This is a genomic window from Streptomyces sp. BPTC-684 (assembly GCF_030028635.1).
Lineage (GTDB): Bacteria > Actinomycetota > Actinomycetes > Streptomycetales > Streptomycetaceae > Streptomyces > Streptomyces noboritoensis.
In genome coordinates this window covers 3,869,813-3,888,361 of the sequence record NZ_CP124863.1, presented here as the reverse complement: position 1 = coordinate 3,888,361, position 18,549 = coordinate 3,869,813, and the positions used below count along the sequence as shown (strand labels likewise).

At 72.6% G+C, this 18,549-nt stretch carries 12 protein-coding genes and 2 pseudogenes; 9 read left to right on the top strand and 5 right to left on the bottom strand.

Annotation, left to right across the window (positions count from 1 at the left end; all coding sequences use genetic code 11):
* Nucleotides 1–35: 35 nt before the first annotated feature.
* A pseudogene (locus QIY60_RS17205) lies at nucleotides 36–419 on the bottom strand (CDP-glycerol glycerophosphotransferase family protein); the annotation flags it as partial.
* Nucleotides 420–1,108: 689 nt separating this feature from the next.
* On the opposite strand from QIY60_RS17205, the pseudogene QIY60_RS17200 reads away from it, so the two are divergent.
* A pseudogene (locus QIY60_RS17200) lies at nucleotides 1,109–1,495 on the top strand (CDP-glycerol glycerophosphotransferase family protein); the annotation flags it as partial.
* 58 nt (nucleotides 1,496–1,553) lie between these two features.
* Entirely contained in the window at nucleotides 1,554–3,134 is a 1,581-nt protein-coding gene (locus tag QIY60_RS17195; RefSeq protein WP_349253926.1) for a hypothetical protein, read from the top strand.
* A gap of 90 nt (nucleotides 3,135–3,224) precedes the next feature.
* On the opposite strand, the gene QIY60_RS17190 is transcribed toward QIY60_RS17195, so the two are convergent.
* Complete coding sequence (locus QIY60_RS17190) at nucleotides 3,225–3,851, bottom strand: TetR/AcrR family transcriptional regulator (RefSeq protein ID WP_067159714.1); 627 nt, start codon at nucleotides 3,849–3,851, stop codon at nucleotides 3,225–3,227.
* Between the two features lie 186 nt (nucleotides 3,852–4,037).
* On the opposite strand from QIY60_RS17190, the gene QIY60_RS17185 reads away from it, so the two are divergent.
* From QIY60_RS17185 to QIY60_RS17165, 5 genes are all read left to right on the top strand, one after another.
* Complete coding sequence (locus QIY60_RS17185) at nucleotides 4,038–4,979, top strand: ABC transporter permease (protein WP_283143241.1); 942 nt, start codon at nucleotides 4,038–4,040, stop codon at nucleotides 4,977–4,979.
* Complete coding sequence (locus QIY60_RS17180; RefSeq protein WP_283143240.1) at nucleotides 4,972–5,778, top strand: ABC transporter ATP-binding protein; 807 nt, start codon at nucleotides 4,972–4,974, stop codon at nucleotides 5,776–5,778. The genes QIY60_RS17185 and QIY60_RS17180 overlap by 8 nt, the downstream gene beginning before the upstream one ends.
* Before the next feature lie 59 nt (nucleotides 5,779–5,837).
* Nucleotides 5,838–7,094: a glycosyltransferase family 87 protein gene (locus QIY60_RS17175; RefSeq protein ID WP_283143239.1), complete on the top strand. Its 1,257-nt coding sequence runs from the start codon at nucleotides 5,838–5,840 to the stop codon at nucleotides 7,092–7,094.
* Nucleotides 7,095–7,161: 67 nt separating this feature from the next.
* A complete protein-coding gene (locus QIY60_RS17170; RefSeq protein ID WP_283143238.1) occupies nucleotides 7,162–8,199 on the top strand; it encodes a serine/threonine-protein kinase in 1,038 nt (345 codons plus the stop codon).
* A gap of 65 nt (nucleotides 8,200–8,264) precedes the next feature.
* Nucleotides 8,265–10,145 (top strand): serine/threonine-protein kinase, encoded by a 1,881-nt coding sequence (locus QIY60_RS17165; RefSeq protein ID WP_349253987.1) that lies wholly within the window; start codon nucleotides 8,265–8,267, stop codon nucleotides 10,143–10,145.
* 113 nt (nucleotides 10,146–10,258) lie between these two features.
* Here QIY60_RS17165 and QIY60_RS17160 read toward each other — a convergent pair whose 3' ends face one another.
* Complete coding sequence (locus tag QIY60_RS17160; protein ID WP_283143237.1) at nucleotides 10,259–15,229, bottom strand: NAD-glutamate dehydrogenase; 4,971 nt, start codon at nucleotides 15,227–15,229, stop codon at nucleotides 10,259–10,261.
* A gap of 503 nt (nucleotides 15,230–15,732) precedes the next feature.
* Between QIY60_RS17160 and QIY60_RS17155 the strand changes: the two genes are divergently transcribed.
* The gene (locus QIY60_RS17155; protein WP_101388562.1) at nucleotides 15,733–16,299 is read left to right on the top strand and encodes a DJ-1/PfpI family protein; all 567 of its coding nucleotides are present in this window, start codon (nucleotides 15,733–15,735) and stop codon (nucleotides 16,297–16,299) included.
* A gap of 180 nt (nucleotides 16,300–16,479) precedes the next feature.
* Here QIY60_RS17155 and QIY60_RS17150 read toward each other — a convergent pair whose 3' ends face one another.
* The gene (locus tag QIY60_RS17150; RefSeq protein ID WP_190091881.1) at nucleotides 16,480–17,154 is read right to left on the bottom strand and encodes a haloacid dehalogenase-like hydrolase; all 675 of its coding nucleotides are present in this window, start codon (nucleotides 17,152–17,154) and stop codon (nucleotides 16,480–16,482) included.
* A gap of 141 nt (nucleotides 17,155–17,295) precedes the next feature.
* Nucleotides 17,296–17,802, bottom strand: a complete 507-nt coding sequence (locus tag QIY60_RS17145) for a hypothetical protein (protein ID WP_283143236.1) — start codon at nucleotides 17,800–17,802, stop codon at nucleotides 17,296–17,298.
* 267 nt (nucleotides 17,803–18,069) lie between these two features.
* Here QIY60_RS17145 and QIY60_RS17140 point away from each other — a divergent pair, with 267 nt between their 5' ends.
* Nucleotides 18,070–18,528 carry an Rv3235 family protein gene (locus QIY60_RS17140; protein ID WP_283143235.1) on the top strand — a complete coding sequence of 153 codons (459 nt, stop codon included), beginning with the start codon at nucleotides 18,070–18,072 and terminating at the stop codon, nucleotides 18,526–18,528.
* Nucleotides 18,529–18,549: the final 21 nt, after the last annotated feature.

Here is an 18,549-nt window from a genome sequence, read left to right as displayed (position 1 = left end):
CGCGTGCTCAACCCCCGAACGCGGGGGCGGTCACCTCACCCCGTCCATCCGGGTGACGGGCTCTCGTTCAGGAAGAGGCGGCGCACGACCCGTTCCGCCGCGCGCCCGTCGTCGTACGGGCAGAAGCGCGCCCGGAACGCGTCGCGCAGCTCGCCGCTCGCGTCCGAGTCCCAGCCGCCGTCCCGGAACAGCCCGATCAGCTCGTCGTCGCTGGTGGAGACGGCACCCGGGGTGTCGCCGGGACGCCCCGAGAGCAGGTCGAAATACGTGCCACGGGTGGCCCTGTAATCCTCCCAGTCCGGGGCGTGCACGACGATCGGGCGGTCGAGGCAGGCGTAGTCGAAGAGCAGCGACGAATAGTCGGTGATCAGCGCGTCCGAGACGAGGCAGAGGTCCTCGACGCGGGGGTGCGCGGTGACGGGCCGCGCCGCCCAGGTGCGACGCGGCGAACTGCCGGTGGTGGCCCGGCTGTCGGCGGTGGAGCGGCAGCCGGACGGAACCCTGCGCCTGACCGGCTTCGCGTACGTACGCAACGCCGGTCCGGGCAGGCTGGTGCTCGCGCTGGCCAAGGAGCACGGCACCCGCCGACTGCGCCGCTTCCCGACCCGCACCATCAGCCTGCCACTCGCCACTGACAACGCCGCCCAGGAGCTCCACGACTACGACCGCTCGGGCTTCGAGACGACACTCGACCCGGCCCGCCTCGGCGACGGCGAGTGGACGGTGGGCGTGGTCCTCGCCGGAACCGGGGTCGGCGGCGGCACGCTCCGACGGGCCGCCATCCGCCCCCTCGGCCGCTCCGAGGACCAGCCCCGGGTGTACGAAGTGGCCGACGGGAAAAGGCTGGTGGCGGCGTACCGGGAGGGGCGGCTGGTGCTGTCGGTACGGCGGTACGGGGCGCGGGTGGAGGCACACCGGATCGTCGCGGCAGACGAGGCGGAGGCATACGCGGAGGCCTGCGGGGCCGAGGCGCCCGAGGCGGAGCCGCACCAGGGCGAGGGCCACCGGGTCGCGGACGCGGGCACGGACGGGCGTGTGGGAACGGATGGGGGCGTGGGAACGGACGGGCGTGTGGGAGCTGACGGGGGCGCGGGAACGGGCGCGGCCCCGGCGCCACGCGCGCGTAGGCGGGAGTCTCGCCCGGCGGCCGTGACGTCTCGGCGCACCCCACGACGTCCGGGCTGCTGCTGGCCGCCGACGTCCTGGTCACCGACTACTCCGGGCTGATCTGCGGCTTCGCCCACACCGGCCGCCCGATGCTCTTCCACACGTACGACCTCGCCCACTACCGCGACACCGAGCGCGGGTTCTACGCCGACTTCGAGGCGCTGGCCCGCTGCTCGCGGACAGCGGCGCCGTGGCGGAGGCGCTGCGGGAGCCGGAGGCAGCCGCCGCGGCCCACGCGGACGCGTACGCCGCCTTCCGCACCGCGTTCTGCGACCTGGACGACGGCCAAGCGGCGGCCAGGGTCGTCGACCGGCTGACGGGGTGCTGATCGGGTGATCGACGCGGGATGCCGGGACAGATGCGGACCCCCACGGAACCGATGACCTGTGCGCACGTTTCCCCCCACCGGCCCCGCCCGGCTTCCGGCGCCCCGGCGCGCGGCCGTCCGCCCCGCCGACGCGCCGCCCCCGGGTCCCGCCTGGCGCGTCACGCCGTACTTCGTGCTCGGCGGGGTGTTCTGGCTGGTGATATCGGCGGCGGCCTGGCGGGTGCCGATGTGCTGCGACCTCGGTACGCACGCCGCCGTGGTGGAGCGGCTGAAGGCCGATCTGCTCCACCCCGCCCACCCGATGGCCGACCTGCCGGGCACGGGCAGCCCGTACTACTCGCCGTACTCGGTGGTCCAGGGCCTGTTCGCTCAGCTCACCGAGCTGCCCGGCCGCCTGGTGGTGCGGCTCTTCGGACCGGTCAACCTGCTGGTGCTGATCACCGGACTCGGCCGCTTCACCCGGCTGTTCTCCACGCGCGCGTGGGCGCCGGTGTTCGCGCTGGCCTTCTCGGCGGTGCTGTGGGGCACCGCGGTGACGTGGTGGAGCGGGTTCCTCGGCCTGCTGTCGATGACCGGCAACCTCTCCTATCCGAGCACGTTCGCCATCGGACTCACCTTTCACATCTGGGCCCTGACGGGCCGTTTGACGGAACGTTCTTCCCGCGGCGCCCGGTGGCGTGCGGCCCCGCTGGAGTACGCCGCGCTCGGCGTGCTCACCGGCGTGGTCGTCCTCGTCCACCCGATCACCGCGATCGGCGCGGTGCTCGGCACGGCCGGGCTCGCCATCGCGCGGAAGGGGGCGTGGAGCCGCGCGGCGGCCGTCCGCTGGGCGCTGGCGGGGGCGGGCGCGCTGGCCGTGACGGTGACCTGGCCGTACTGCGACATCTTCACACTCGTCGGCGACACCGGCATCGATTCCATGCACAGGGCCCTGTATGAAGATCTGACCGGCCGCTACTGGCTGGCGGCCCTGCTCGGCGGACCCGCCCTGCTGCTGCGGCTGCGCCGCGACCGGCGCGATCCGCTGGCGCTGATGACGCTGCTGTTCTGGCTGGTCGTCCTGTACGGCTGGGCCAGCGGCCACTACACGTACGGCCGGCTGCTCGCGGTCGCCCCGTTCCCCGCGCAGGTCGCGCTCGCCGTCGAACTGGCCCGGCCGCGCCCCTGGTCCACGGCCCGCCGCACGCTGGCCCCGCTCGCGGCGGCCGGGGCGTGCCTGGGGTTCGTCTCGGCCCAGGCCGGGGCGGTGGCGCCGAGCCTGGGGGTGCGGGGCGTCGAGCGCCCGTCGCACTGGGACACGTACGGCTGGGCCGCCCAGCACGTCCCGCCCGGCGAGACGGTCCTCGCGGACGACTACTACGTAGTCCGTTCACTGCCCGGGTACGGGCCCTTCCTGGTGGCGCCGGTCTGGCCCGACCCGGCGCTCGCTGAGCCCGAACGGCTGCGCCGCAAGGCGGCCGTGAAGCGGTATCTGTCCCCCTCGACCCCCCGCCACGCGCGCGCGGCCATCGCCCGCCGCTACGGCGTCCACTGGCTGCTGCTCACACCCGAGGAGCGCCTCCCCGAGGAGGCCGTGGTGGTCGCGTTCAGCCCGCACAGCGGCGAGGTGCTGGCACGGGTCGAGTACGGGAGGAGGTGACGGGCGGGGCCCGGGCACGACCCTCCGTACGCCGAGAACGCGCGCGCCCTCACGTACGTAGTACGTAGTGGACGCCCGCCCCCTGGCGCCTCAGCCCGTCGCCTTCAGTGCCGCCACCGCCGACGTGGCCAGATCGTCCAGGTACCCCTTCGGCAGGTCGCCCCGGACCACCACGAGCCGCCAGTACAGCGGCCCGACGATCAGGTCGAGGGCCCGGTCCGGGTCGGCGCCCTCGGGGAGCTCGCCGCGCTCCACGGCCTCGCGCACGACGACCGCCGCGACGCCCTTCTGGCCGTCGAGCAGCGCCTTCTTGATGGCGTCGGCGATCTCCGGGTGGCGGACGGACTCGACGAGCAGGTCCGGGATGACCTGGGAGGCGACCGGGTGGCGCAGGGCGAGCGACGCCACCGCGAGCAGCGCCCGGATGTCCCCGTACAGCGAGCCCGTGCGGGGCACCGGCAGGCCCTGCGCGGCGAAGGCGGACACCAGGTCGAGGACCAGGCTCAGCTTGGACTTCCAGCGCCGGTAGACGGCCGTCTTGCCCACTCCGGCGCGGCGCGCGATGCCCTCGATCGACATCCGGGCGAACCCGACCGCCGCCAGCTCCTCGAACACGGCCTTGCGGATGGCCTCGGTCACGTCCGAGCGCAGCACGGCGGCACCGGCCGGGGCGCGGCGCTGGGGTTCGGCGGGGGCCGGGGCGTCCGAGTTGGTCATGTCTTGAGCATAGCGATACGACGAGACGGTTGCGTTGCGACGTCATCACGTCCTACTCTCACCGTTACGACGATACGGACCCGTCCCGTCGTAACCCCGGGTTCACCGCCCGGCCACGTCCCGGCCTCGAACACCGCGTCCCCGCGAAGACCGACCGCCCGCGAAGCCACGTCGAAAGCGATCGTTGTGAGCCAGACCGCAGCCCCGCCGGCCCCGCCGGCCCCCGCGCAGGACACCCGGCCCGTCGACCCCGACCAGGGCCTGGGCGCCGCCGAGCTGGCCGCCAAGTACGGCCTGACGGTCAGCGGCGCCCGTCCGTCCCTGAAGGAGTACGTCCAGCAGCTCTGGGAGCGCCGCCACTTCATCTCGGCGTTCGCCACCGCCAAGCTCACCGCGCAGTACAGCGAGGCGAAGCTGGGGCAGATCTGGCAGCTGATGACCCCGCTGCTCAACGCGACGGTCTACTACTTCATCTTCGGCGTCCTGATGGGCACCAAGCAGGGCGTCCCGGACTACATCCCGTTCCTGGTCACCGGCGTGTTCATCTGGACCTTCACCGCCAACTCGATCATGTCGGGCACGCGCGCGATCACCGGCAACATGGGCCTGGTGCGCGCCCTGCACTTCCCGCGCGCGTCACTGCCCATCGCGCTCGCGCTCCAGCAGCTCCAGCAGCTGCTCTTCTCGATCGCCGCGCTCGCGATGATCCTGGTCGCCGTCGGCGTCTACCCGGCGGTGTCCTGGCTGATCGCCGTCCCCGCGCTGGTCCTGCAGGCCATGTTCAACACCGGCCTGTCGCTCGCCATGGCCCGGGTCGCCAGCAAGACCCCGGACGTCTCGCAGCTGATGCCGTTCGTCCTGCGCACCTGGATGTACGTCTCGGGCGTCATGTGGAGCCTGCCGCAGCTGATGACCCGCAGCTCGCTGCCGCACGGCCTGGTGAAGGTCCTCCAGTACAACCCGGCCGCCGTCTACATCGACCTGATGCGCTTCGCGCTGATCCACAGCTTCAAGGCGAAGCAGCTCCCGCCGCACGTGTGGGCCGTCGCGGGCGGCTGGGCGCTCCTCGCCCTCGTCGCCGGGTTCATCTACTTCTGGAAGGCAGAGGAGAAGTACGGCCGTGGCTGACAGCACTCCCGCCGTGACCGGCACCCCCACCGCCCTCGGCGCCCCCACCGTGATCGCCGACGACGTCCACGTCGTCTACAAGGTCAACGGCGGCTCCACCAAGGGCAAGGGCAGCGCGACCTCCGCGCTCAGCCGGATCGCCTCCCGCAAGGCCACCCCGGGCATCCGCGAGGTGCACGCCGTCAAGGGCGTCAGCTTCGTCGCCCGCAAGGGTGAGGCGATCGGTCTGATCGGCTCCAACGGCTCGGGCAAGTCGACCCTCCTGAAGGCCGTCGCGGGGCTGCTCCCGACCGCCGGTGGCAGGATCTTCACCCAGGGCCAGCCGTCCCTGCTCGGCGTCAACGCGGCGCTGATGAACGACCTCACCGGCGAGCGCAACGTCACCCTCGGCGGGCTCGCCATGGGCATGTCCCGCGAAGAGGTCCGCGACCGCTACGACGACATCGTCGAGTTCTCCGGGATCAACGAGAAGGGCGACTTCATCTCGCTCCCGATGCGTACGTACTCCTCCGGCATGGGCGCCCGGCTGCGGTTCTCCATCGCCGCCGCCAAGTCCCACGACGTGCTCCTCATCGACGAGGCGCTCTCCACCGGCGACGCCCGCTTCCAGCGGCGCAGCCAGGAGCGGATCGAGGAGCTGCGCGCCGAGGCGGGCACGGTCTTCCTGGTCAGCCACAGCAACGGCACCATCAAGCAGACCTGCGACCGGGCCATCTGGCTGGAGTCGGGAGTCCTGCGGATGGACGGCCCGGCCGAGGAGGTCGTCGCCGCATACGAGGAGTACACCAAGAAGAAATAGGACCGACCCCGTAAAACCAGTACGAATAAATATCCCAAACCGGTCTAAACTGCTGGTCGATGACGACCCAGCAGCTGCGCATCCCCGCCCCGTCCGCCGCCCCCGACCCGGGCGCCGCCGACCGCCGCACCCGGTACGCCGCCGTCGCCGCCACCTGGCTCGCCACGCGCGCGTTGATGCTCTACCTCCTAGTCGACGACTCCATCGGTGTCGGCGGAGTGACCGGCGAGGTGTACGTCCTGTACCGCCAGTGGTACGAGCAGCTGACCGCCGGTCACTTCCCTTACGGCGACTCCACCTGGCAGTACCCGCCGGGCGCGGGCGCGGTGATCCTCGCCCCCTCGCTGCTGCCGTTCCTGACCTTCTTCCAGGCGTTCGTCGCGCTGACCCTGGCCGCCGACGCGCTGATCGCCTTCACGCTGGTACGGGCCGGGGCCCGGGCGGGCGGCAGCCCGGCGGGAGCCTGGCTGTGGGTGGGCGGTCTGCCGCTGCTGCTCCACCTCCCGTACGGCCGCTACGACGTCCTGGTCACCGCCCCGGCCGTGGCCGCGCTGCTCTGCGTACGGCGCAGACCGCGGCTCGGCGGGGCGCTCGCCGGCCTCGGCGCCCTCGTCAAGGTCTGGCCCGCCCTGACCCTGCTCGGCACCCCGCGCGGTCGCACCACGCGCGCGTCGTGGACGGCGGCGCTCGGCGCGGCCGCCGCCCTGCTCGCCGTCCTCGCCCTCGGCTTCAGCCACACCCTCGACTTCCTGCGCCAGCAGGGGAACCGGGGCGTCCAGATCGAGTCCCTCGGCGGCACCGCCCTCCAGCTCGCGCACCTCTTCGCGCACTGGCCGGGCCGGGTCGTCTACCGGTACGGGGCGATGGAGTTCACCGGCCCGTATGTCTCAAGTGTGGCGCGGCTGGCGCTCGCCCTGACCGCCGCCGCGTTCTGCTGGCTGCTGCTGTGGCGGGTCAGGGCGCGCCGGTGGACGGCGGCCACCCCGGCGGACGCGGCGCTCTGCGCGGTCCTGCTGTTCACCGTGACCAGCCGGGTGATCAGCCCGCAGTATCTGATCTGGCTGCTCGGCCTCGCCGCCGTGTGCCTGGCCTCCCGGCAGACCAGCCAGCGGCCCGTCGCCCTCCTGACGCTGCCCGCCGCGGCCCTCAGCGCCCTCGCCTTCCCGACCCTGTACGACCAGGTCATGGCCGGGACCGCGGTCGGCACCTCGCTGATGGTCCTGCGCAACGGACTGCTGCTCGGCGCCGCGCTGCTCTCCTGCCGCCGCCTGTGGACGGCGACGGCCGCGCAGCCCGTTGTCAGTGGGCCGCGATAGTCTCGTTCCTGATCGGCAGTAGGGCCTCGGCAGCACCGCAAGAGGCCCTGTGGGAAGGGGGATCGAGGTGTCCGACACGCGTTTTCCGCCGCTGCGCGCGGACGACCCGCGCCAGATCTCCGGCTATGTCCTGGAAGCCCGCATCGGCGAGGGCGGCATGGGCACGGTCTACCTCTCCCGCACCCGGGGCAACCAGCCGGTGGCCCTCAAACTGATCCGCAGGGAGTACGCGGAGAACGAGGAGTTCCGTCGCCGCTTCGCGCGCGAGGTCGAGGCCGCCCAGCGGGTGTACGGAGCCCATGTCGCCCCCGTCCTCGACCACTCGGCGCAGGGCCCCCTCCCCTGGCTCGCCACCCGCTACATCCCGGGCGTCCCGCTGGACGACGCCCTGGAGGCGCACGGACCGCTGCCGCCCGGGGCCGTGCTGCACCTGCTCGCCTGCGCGGCCCGCGCGCTGGACTCCGTGCACCACGCCGGGGTGATCCACCGCGATGTGAAGCCCGGCAACCTGCTGCTCGCCGCCGACGGCCCCTGGCTGCTCGACTTCGGCATAGCCAAGGCCGCCGGGGCGGTCCGGCTCACCACCACGGGACGGCTGGTGGGCACCCCGAAGTACATGTCGCCCGAGCACGCCCTCGGACGTGAACTCACCCCGGCCGCCGACGTCTTCGCGCTCGGGCTGCTCGCCGGTCTCGCCGCCACCGGGCAGCATCCGTACGGGCGGGGCAGCGCCCTGGCGGTCGCCGCGCGCATCGCGGGCACCGACCGCGAGCCGCCGGACCTCACGCCGTACCCCGAACCGCTGCGCGAGGTGCTCCGGCTCTGTCTGGCCGCCCGGCCCGAAGACCGGCCCGCCGCCGCCGAGTTGGCCGCGCTGTGCCGTCGGCTGTCCGGCCGGGGCCCGCTCGACTTCGCGGGCTGGCTGCCCGCGCCGCATCTGGCCGCGATCGGCGCCAGGGAGGCGGCGGCCCGGCTGCGGATGGCGCTGCCGGACGCGCCGACGGTCCCGGCGATGCCCCCGACGGCGCCGCTGACGGTCCGCGATCCCGACGCGGCCGAGTTCATCCGGCGGGTGCGCGGGACCAGGCGGTCAGGAGCTGAGTAGTACCGGCGACCGCCGCCCGCGTAGGCTCTGCGCCCGCAGCAGTTGACGGCACGTCGGGTGCCACGATCGGGGGAGGAACCATCAGCAGATCCGGCGACACACTCAGTCCACTCGGGCCCGAGGACCCGCGCGAGACCGCCGGCTACCAGCTCCTCGCCCGTATCGGCGAGGGCGGCATGGGCACGGTCTACCTCTCGCACACCCGTGGCGGACAGCCGGTCGCGCTCAAGGTGATCCGCCGGGAGTACGGCCAGGACGCCGACTTCCGCCGCCGCTTCGAGCAGGAGGTGCAGGCCGCCCGCCGGGTGCAGGGCTACCACATCGTGCCCGTGGTGGACCACGACACCAGCGGCGCCCAGCCCTGGCTCGCCACGCAGTACGTGCCGGGCCTCTCGCTGCACGACGCGCTGACCTCGTTCGGCCCGCTGCCGCTGCCCGCCGTCTTCCAGCTCGTCGGCTGCGCGGCGCAGGCGCTGACCGCCGTGCACGCCGCCGGGGTGATCCACCGCGATCTGAAGCCCAGCAACGTGCTGCTCGGCTCCGGCGGCCCGTACGTGATCGACTTCGGCATCGCGCGCGCCGCCGACGCCACCCAGCTCACCGCGAGCGGCGGCATGATCGGCACGCCGCAGTACATGTCGCCCGAGCACGCGCTGGGCGAGCAGCTCACGCCCGCCACCGACGTGTTCTCGCTCGGCCTGATCGCCGCCGTCGCCGCCACCGGCCGCCACCCGTACGGCGACGGCGGCGCCATCACCGTCGCCGCGCAGATCGCCAACTCCGCGCACCGCCCGCCGGACCTGAGCGGCTACCCGGCCGAGCTGCGCCCGCTGCTTGAGTGCACGCTGACCGCCGACCCGGCGCTGCGCATCACCCCGGCCGACCTCGCCCCGCTCTGCGAGCAGGCGTCGGGGCGCGCCCTGCGGGACTTCACCGGCTGGCTGCCGGAGGCGGTGGCGGCGGAGATCGCCCGCAGCGAGCAGGCGGCCGCGGCGCCGCCGAAGCCCGCCCCGGCCCAGCCCCCGCTGCCGCCCACGGCGGCCCCGGCGATGCCCCCGGCCCCGCCGACGGTGCCCCCGGCCGCCCAGCCGACGCCCGCGCCGCAGACGGGTCCACAGACCGGTCCGCAGACGGGTGCCGTTCCCGGGTACGGCACGGCGTACGGCACCCCGTACGACACGGGGTACGGCGCGGGCTACGGCACGGCACCGCAGCCCGCCGTCCACACCCACCCCCAGGCCCACCCCCAGGCCCACGTCCCGGCGCCCGCCCCGGCGCCGGTCGTGCCGCAGAAGAAGCCGAAGCGCCGGATCCGTACCGTCCTCATGGCGGCCGCCCTGGTCGTGGCCGTCGGTGCGGGCGCGGCCGCGGCGGTCTGGTTCACCAAGGGCAAGAAGGACGACGACGCCGAGGCGAAGGGCGGCACGACGCAGTCGCCCGCCGCGAAGAACCCGCCGAAGGAGTCCCCGGCGGCGGACTCGACGCCCTCGGACGGCGCGAGCGACGACAGTTCGGCGCCGCCCGCCAACGTCACGTACACGGTGGTCTTCCAGGACAAGCCGATCACCCTGCGTACGCCGGAGTCGCTCTCCACCACGCAGATCGACTTCGACGTCCCGGCGGTGGACCCGACCGGCAAGCTCGCCTACGACAACACCGAGTTCGAGGCGCGTGACGACCGGCTGGACTTCAAGCAGGCGCTCGGCAAGGCGAACGGCACCACGCCGGAGCTGTGCCGCGAGGGCGCGCTGCAGAACCCGCTGCCCAAGTCGGCCTCGGCCCAGGCGCTCAACGACGACCACCTGATCAAGGCGGGCGACACCATGTGCTCGGTGACCACCAAGGGCAATCTGGCCATGTGGAAGATCACCAAGGTGACCCCGTCCACGGACAACAACATCCCGGCATTCGAGGGCACGGTAACGCTCTGGAAGGTGACGCGCTGAGGCATAAGGAAGGGGGGCACCCACCTTGCGGTGGGTGCCCCCCTTCCTTATGCCTTTAGGGGCGCGGGGAACTGCGCGACCAGCCCAGCACGGTCCGCAGCCGAAAGACGGACTCAGCTATGCGTACGCAGCAGCGTCCGCATCGTCCGCATCGCAACCGACAGATTCGCCAGATCGAACGCGTCCGACCCCTGGATCTCCTCCAGGGTCGTACGCGCACGGCCGAGGATCGCCGCGTTCTTCTCCTCCCACGCCTTGAACCGCTGCTCGGGCGACGACGTGCCGTTGCCGACCGAGAGCACGTCCTGGGTGAGACCCGCGTGCGCCGCGTACAGGTCCTCGCGGATGGAGGCGCGGGCCATGGACTGCCAGCGGTCGGCCCGCGGCAGCTCGATGATCCGGTCCATCAGCTGGGTGATCCGCAGCCGGTCCGCGAGGTCGTAGTACACCTCGGCGACGGCCAGCGGGTCCTTGCCGGTGCGGCCCGAGATCGCCACGACGTCGAGCGACGGGAACGCGGAGGAGAACCCGGCGACCCGGCGCGCGAGCTCGTCCGGCACCCCGGCCGCGGTGAGCTCGTCCAGGATCGACTGGTACCACTCCAGGTCCGCGCCCTTGAGCATGTTCGCCAGCTCGCCCCAGACCTTCTCGACGCCCTCGCCGAAGTCCGCGATGGTCTCGGCGATCTGGAGCGGCTGCGGCCGGTTGTTGAGCAGCCAGCGCGTGCCGCGCTCGACGAGACGGCGCGAGTGGAGCCGGATGCGGGTCTGGACGTCGGCGTCGACCTTGTTGTCGAGCGCCTCGACCGCGTCCCACACCGCGCTCAGGCCGAAGATCTCGCGGGCCGCGGTCTGCGCCCGGACGATCTCCTCCAAGGACGCGCCGGTCTCCTCCCGCAGCCGGTGCAGGAAGGTCGAACCGCCGGTGTTGACCGTGTCGTTGACCAGGACCGTGGTGACGATCTCGCGGCGCAGCGCGTGTCCGTCGATGGCCTCGGGGAACTTCTCGCGCAGCTGCTTCGGGAAGTACGCGTGGAGCAGCTTCTGCAGGTACGGGTCGTCCGGCAGGTCCGTGTGGACCAGCTCGTCGGCCACCGTGATCTTGGTGTACGCGAGCAGGACGGCGAGCTCGGGCTGGCTGAGCCCGCGCCCGTTGCTGAGCAGCTCGCGGATCTGGCGGTCGGTCGGCAGGAACTCCAGACCCCGGTCCAGGTGGCCGTCGCGCCCGAGGCGGCGCATGAACCGCTGGTGGGCGTGGAGCAGCGACGGCGACTGCGCGACCGCGTTGGCCAGGGCCGTGTTCTGCGCGTAGTTGTTGCGCAGCACCAGCCTGCCGACCTCGTCGGTCATCTGGGCGAGGATCTTGTTGCGCTGCTTGACGGTCATGTCGCCTTCCGCGACCAGGCCGTTGAGCAGGATCTTGATGTTCACCTCGTGGTCGGAGGTGTCCACGCCCGCGCTGTTGTCGATCGCGTCGGTGTTGACCTTGCCGCCGTTGCGGTCGAACTCGATCCGGCCGAGCTGGGTCAGACCCAGGTTGCCGCCCTCGCCGACGACCTTGACCCGCAGGTCCTCGCCGTTGACGCGGATCGCGTCGTTGGCCTTGTCGCCGACGTCCGCGTTGGACTCGGCGGACGACTTCACGTACGTACCGATGCCGCCGTTCCACAGCAGGTCCACCGGCGCCTTGAGGATCGCCTGCATCAGCTCGGCGGGCGTCAGCTTGGTGACGCCCTGCTCGATGCCGAGGGCCGCGCGCATGTGCGCGTTGACCGGGATCGACTTGGCGGTACGCGGGTGGATGCCGCCGCCCGCGGACAGCAGCTCCTTGTCGTAGTCCGCCCAGGAGCTGCGGGGCAGGTCGAACAGGCGGCGGCGCTCGGCGTACGAGACGGCCGCGTCCGGGGCCGGGTCGATGAAGATGTGGCGGTGGTCGAAGGCGGCGACCAGGCGGATGTGCTCGGAGAGCAGCATGCCGTTGCCGAACACGTCACCGGACATGTCACCGACGCCCACGACCGTGAAGTCCTGGGTCTGGCTGTCGTGGCCGAGCTCGCGGAAGTGCCGCTTGACGGACTCCCAGGCACCGCGCGCGGTGATGCCCATGCCCTTGTGGTCGTATCCGGCGGAGCCGCCGGAGGCGAACGCGTCGCCGAGCCAGAAGTCGTAGCTGATCGCCACGTCGTTGGCGATGTCCGAGAAGGTCGCGGTGCCCTTGTCGGCGGCGACCACCAGGTAGGTGTCGTCCTCGTCGTGGCGCACCACGTCGGACGGCGGCACGACCTCGCCCGCCACCAGGTTGTCGGTGATGTCGAGCAGCGCCGAGATGAACGTCTTGTACGAGGCGATGCCCTCGGCCAGCCACGCGTCGCGGTCCACGGACGGGTCCGGGAGCTGCTTGGCGACGAAGCCGCCCTTGGCGCCGACCGGCACGATGACGGTGTTCTTCACCATCTGCGCCTTGACCAGGCCGAGGATCTCCGTACGGAAGTCCTCGCGGCGGTCGGACCAGCGCAGACCACCGCGCGCGACCTTGCCGAAGCGCAGGTGCACGCCCTCGACGCGCGGCGAGTACACCCAGATCTCGAACGCCGGGCGGGGCGCCGGCAGGTCCGGGATGGCCTGCGGGTCGAACTTCATCGAGACGTACGCGTGGGGGTTGCCCTCGGCGTTCTTCTGGAAGTAGTTCGTCCGCAGCGTCGCCTTGATGACGGTGAGGAAGGAGCGCAGGATGCGGTCCTCGTCGAGCGAGGCGACCTGGTCGAGCGCGCCGTCCAGCTCTTCGAGCAGACCGTCGATGAGCTCGGTGCCCGCGCTCTGGCGGCCCGGCGACATCCGTGCCTCGAAGAGCGAGACCAGCAGCCGGGTGGTGTGGACGTTGTCGCGGAGGGTGTCCTCCATGTAGTCCTGGCTGAAGGTCGAACCGGCCTGGCGCAGGTACTTGGCGTAGGCGCGCAGCACCATCGCCTGGCGCCAGTTGAGCCCGGCGCGCAGCACCAGCGAGTTGAAGCCGTCGTTCTCGGCGGCGCCCGTCCAGGTGGCGGCGAAGGCCTCCTGGAAGCGCTCGCGGGCGTCGTCCGCGAGGTAGTCGCCGTTGCCGTTGAGCTTCTTCGGCAGGCGCAGGCCGAAGTCGTAGATCCACGCGTGCGTACGGTCGGCGCAGCGCAGCTCGTAGGGGCGCTCGTCGGTGACCTCGACGCCCAGGCGCTGGAGGACCGGCAGCACGGCCGAGAGCGAGACCTGCTCGCCGATGCGGTAGATCTTGAACCGGCGCTCGCCGGGCGCCGCGTTGACCGGCTCGTACAGCGAGAGCGCGAAGTCCTTGCGGCCGTGGGTGAGCTGCTCCAGGTGGACCAGGTCGGCCACGGCGGCGCGCGGCGAGTGGTCGGCCTTGTAGCCCTCGGGGAAGGCGTGGCCGTAGCGGCGCAGCAGCTCGGCGGCGCGCTCCTCGCCGCACTCGGCGTTCAGCGCGTCCGAGAAGCCGTCGGCCCAGGAGCGGGCGGCCTCCACCAGGCGGGCCTCGATGCGCTCGGTGTCGGCGTCGGTGAGGTCGGGCAGCTCGGTGCCGGCGGGCACCCGCACCACGAAGTGGAGCCGGGACAGGATCGACTCGGTGTTCCAGGCGGTGAAGTCGACGCTGGTGCCGCCGAGCTCCTCCTTGAGGATGTCGATGAGCCGCAGCCGCACGCCCGTGGTGTAGCGGTCGCGGGGCAGGTAGATCAGCGCCGAGTAGTAGCGCCCGTACTCGTCCTGGCGCAGGTAGAGGCGCAGCCGGCGCCGCTCCTGGAGGTAGAGCACCGAGGTGACGATGGAGCGCAGCTGGTCGGCCGGGGTCTGGAACAGCTCGTCGCGCGGGTAGGTCTCCAGGATCTGGAGCAGGTCGCGGCCGTCGTGGCTGTTGGGCGAGAACCCGGCGCCGCGCAGCACCTCGGCGACCTTGCGGCGCACTACGGGGACGCGGCGGACCGACTCGGTGTACGCGGCCGAGGAGAACAGGCCGAGGAAGCGGCGCTCGCCGATCACGTTGCCGTTGTCGTCGAACTTCTTCACCCCGACGTAGTCGAGGTAGGAGGGCCGGTGCACGGTGGCCCGGCTGTTGGCCTTGGTGAGCACCAGGAGCTTGTGCTCGCGGGCCTTGGCGCGCGCGTCGGCGGGCAGCCGCTCGAAGGACGGGCTGACCGGGTGGCTGTCGTCGCCGCCGTGGTGCGGGTCGGAGCGCAGGATGCCGAGGCCGGTGCCGGGCACGGCCGCCAGCGAGTCGTCCTCGTGCAGCTCGTACTCGCGGTAGCCGAGGAAGGTGAAGTGGTCGTCGGAGAGCCAGCGCAGCAGCTCCCGGGCCTCGTCCACCTCCTCGTCGCGCAGGTCGCCGGCCTTGGGCTCCTTGGGGAGCTCGTCGGCGATGCGCGCCGCGGCGTCGCGCATCTTCTCCCAGTCCTCGACGGCTTCCCGTACGTCGGACAGCACCCGCAGCAGGTCGGCGGTGATCTGCTTCAGGTCGGCGCGGTCGGTCTCGCGGTCGATCTCGACGTGGATCCAGGACTCGGTGAGCGCGTCGTGCGGCAGGCCGCCGGTCTGCGCGCCGGTGTCCAGGACCTCGATGAGCTTGCCGGTGAGGTCGCGGCGGACCACGACCTGCGGGTGGATCACGACGTGGATGCCGCGGCCCTGGCGGGAGAGCTCGTTGGTGACGGAGTCCACGAGGAAGGGCATGTCGTCGGTGACGACCTCGACGACCGAGTGGCTGCACGTCCAGCCGTTCTCCTCGACGGTCGGGGTGTGCACCCGCACGCTCGCGGTGCCCTGGGGGCGGTTTTCGGCCAGCCTGTAGTGCGACAGGGCGGCGCCGAAGACGTCGACCGGGTCGCGGTCGGCCAGGTCCTCGGGAGCGGTGTGCAGGTAGTAGCGCTGGAGGTACCCGAGGACGGCGTCCTGCCCAGGACCTTCCTCCCCCGTGGTCCCGGTAGTGGCTGCCCGGTCCTGGGGGGCGCCCCCCAGACCGCCGGGGCCCCCCACCGGGCTGTTCTCAGCTACCCGGGCGGCCCGTGCGAGCAGCTCGGCCTTGGCTTCGTCCAGCTTGGTCTGCATGTCCTCTGGCTCCTGTCGCGCGCCGTTGCGTGACGTAGGTAGAAGCAGCGCAACGCCACGACGCGGGGTGTCCGGTCGGAGTCGACGTTATGCCGCGATGAGAGATGCCCGGGTCGTTATTGGCCATTTTCGGCGAAGGGCCCGGGATACGGGAATCAGCGAGGGCCCGGGCACTGTGGCACTCCGGGCGCAGGGCAGGGGCGTCAGTGCCCCTGCGGGATATCGCGCTGATCACGGGTCAAGGCTATCGCCCCGCCCCCCCGAACCGTCATGAGCCGTATGTGTACAAAAGCAGGGCCCGAAGTTTGACACTCTGGACAGCGACGCGCGCCGTCCGCGTGCCCTCTTGGCAAACCGGCCGGGCCGGGGCACGTTTGCCCCGTACGCGCGGTGCGCCGAGCGGCACCGGGCGCCGCACCGCGCACACCCCGAGGAACGGCGGGGCGAACAGCCCCGCGCACCCTGTACGAGCCAGGCACGCACGGTCGACTCCGGGAGCACCGATGGCAGCCAAGATCCTGATCGTGACCGGCGACGCGGCGGAGTCGCTGGAGGTCCTCTACCCCTACCAGCGGCTGCGCGAGGAGGGCTACGACGTCCACATCGCCGCCCCCGCCCGCAAGAAGCTCCAGTTCGTGGTCCACGACTTCGAGCCGGGCTTCGACACGTACACCGAGAAGCCGGGCTACACCTGGCCGGCCGACCTGGCCTTCTCGGAAGTCGATCCCGGCCAGTACGCCGCACTGGTGATCCCGGGCGGCCGGGCGCCCGAATACCTGCGCAACGACCCCGAGCTGCGCAAGATTCTCAAGGCCTTCTTCGACACGGACAAGCCGGTCGCCCAGATCTGTCACGGTCCCCTCCTGACCGCCGCGATCGGCGGCCTCAGCGGCCGCCGGGTCACCGCGTACCCCGCCCTCGAACTCGACATGCAGGCCGCCGGCGCCAGCTTCCGCGACGCGGAAACGGTCGTCGACGGCACCCTGGTCTCCGCCCGCGCCTGGCCGGACCACTCCACCTGGATGCGGGAGTTCCTCACGGTGCTGCGGGCGAAGGCGCCGGTGACGTAGCCGGGGCGCGGCACGGATCCCTCCGGGCGCCTCCAGGTGGCCCGGGGCATCCCTGAGCACCCTTTTGGCGGCCCGGAGGCCGGTTCCCCGCCAGACGCCCCTGCGGCGCCGCGTGCGGGGCGTCTCCGGGCGTCCCGCACCATCCGGCGCGGCAGAGCCCACCCCGTCCGTACGAGGCCGTCAGCCCGCCAGCAGCTCCGCCGTCTCGACCGCCTCCGCCAGCGTGTCCACCACCGGCACCCCCGCCACCGCGAGGCTGGCCCGGCTGTGCGACCCGCCGGTGAACAGCACCGCCCGCGCGCCGACGTGCGCCGCGGCCACGGCGTCGTCCACCGCGTCCCCGATCACCACGACCCGGTCGGCGGATATCCCCTCGCCCGCCTCCCGCAGCAGCGTCAGATGCCGGACCATGTGCTCGGCCTTGCTGCCGTGCGAGGGGCCGGTGCGGCCGTCGACGCGCAGGAAGTGCTCGGTGATGCCGTGCCGCCGCACGATCGGCACCAGGTGCTCGTGCGGCGCCATCGACAGCAGCGACTGGCTGCGCCCGGCGGCGCGGCGCGCGGCGAGCAGCTCGGCCGCGCCCGCCGTGAGCGCGCAGGCGTCCGCCCGGCGCCAGTAGTGCTTGTGGAACGCCTCGTCCATCACGAGCCACTCCGCCTCGGTCGGCAGCCGCCCCATCAGCCGCTCGTAGAAGCGGGGTATCGGCACGCAGTACAGCTCGCGGTACCGCTCCAGCGTGATCGGCTCCAGGCCGAGCTCCGCGAAGGCCGCGTTGGTCGCCTCGATGACCGCGGTGATGTCGTCGAGCAGTGTGCCGTTCCAGTCCCAGACCAGATGCGTCGTGCGCTTCCCCATGCCAGAACGGTACCCACCCCCACTGACAACGGACCCCGCTCCGGCCCATGAGGTGCCCAAGAGCGCAGGTCAGCCGGGCTGTCAGCCGATCCGGCGGGGAGTCCCCCGCACTCGGCCGATGAGGTCGGGGTTCTCCCGCACTCAGCCGATCAGGTTGGGGATCTCCTGCACCCCGAACCACAGCAGCTCGTGGTCCTCGGCGCCGTCGACCGTGAACTGCGCGTCGTCGTCGCCCTGGTCCGCCGCGCCCAGCGCGTCGGCCGCCGCGGCGACGTCGGTGACCGCGTCGTCCGCGTCCACGTGCACCGCGGCCGCCTTGGCCAGCGGCACCGGGCCGGAGATCCGCACCTCGCCCAGCGCGCTCGCGTCCAGGCTGCGGTCGGGGTCGGCGGAGGCGGCCCCGTCGGGCACGTCCACGGCGACCACGACCCGGCGCCTGGCGGCCTCCGGGTCCCCGGCGAGCAGCCGCAGCGACGCCGCCGCGGCCCGGCTCAGCGCCGCGTACTCCAGCTCCTCGATGTCGTCCGAGACGTACCACTCGCGCAGCCCGGGCGTGACGGCGTAGGCGGTCAGCGGGCCGGGGCCGAGCTCTCCCGCCGTGTGCGCCGTCGCGAGACCAGGGAGGGTCAGAGGGAGGTACACGCGCATGACAGGCCGCTCTTTTCTGGTCGGAAGACGCCCTCAGGATACGTGCGGGAGTCCCCCTTCGGGTTGCCCGCGCGACGTCCGGGGCCTCGGGGCGCGTGGCGCCGGATTCCCCGTCGCCACCGGCCCCGCCGGGCCTCGCATCACCCTGATAGGTGAATTACGCGGGCCCCGCCCCGCCCGCCCGGCCGCCCTTGCGACAGGCGCCGCCGCCCCCGTACAAGATCCCCAACAGAAAGCTACTGGCCGGTATCAAAGGGGGCGACAGAGATGAACAGGACCGACAGGACGCGGGCCGACGTGCGGACCGACAGGACCCGGCCCGCGGGGCGCAGCGACCGCGTGGGGCCCGGCAGACCGGGTGCCACCTCCGCGTACGCACGCCGGCAGCGGCTGCCCCGCTATTGGTTCGCGGAGCGCCTGCTCGCCGTCCTCAGCGGCCACCGGCCGGTCCACTGGATGCTGGGGCACACCGTCGGGGAGGCGTACGAGCAGCTGGTGCTCCTTGCCCCGGCCAGTCCGCTGCGGGCCTCGTGCCGGCCGGTGGTGCGGCACTGCGACGAGTACGTGCCCCAGCCGGGCGTCATCGAGGCCTTCGCCCGCATCGGGGCGGGCGACCACGTACGCGCCATGGCCTTTCGCCTGGAGCAGGGCGCCGACCTGCGCTGGCGCTGTGCGGCCGTAGAAGTGGGGCCGGGCACCCGTACGGTGCCCGGCCCCACCCGGTGACTGCGCGACCCTCGGCCGCGC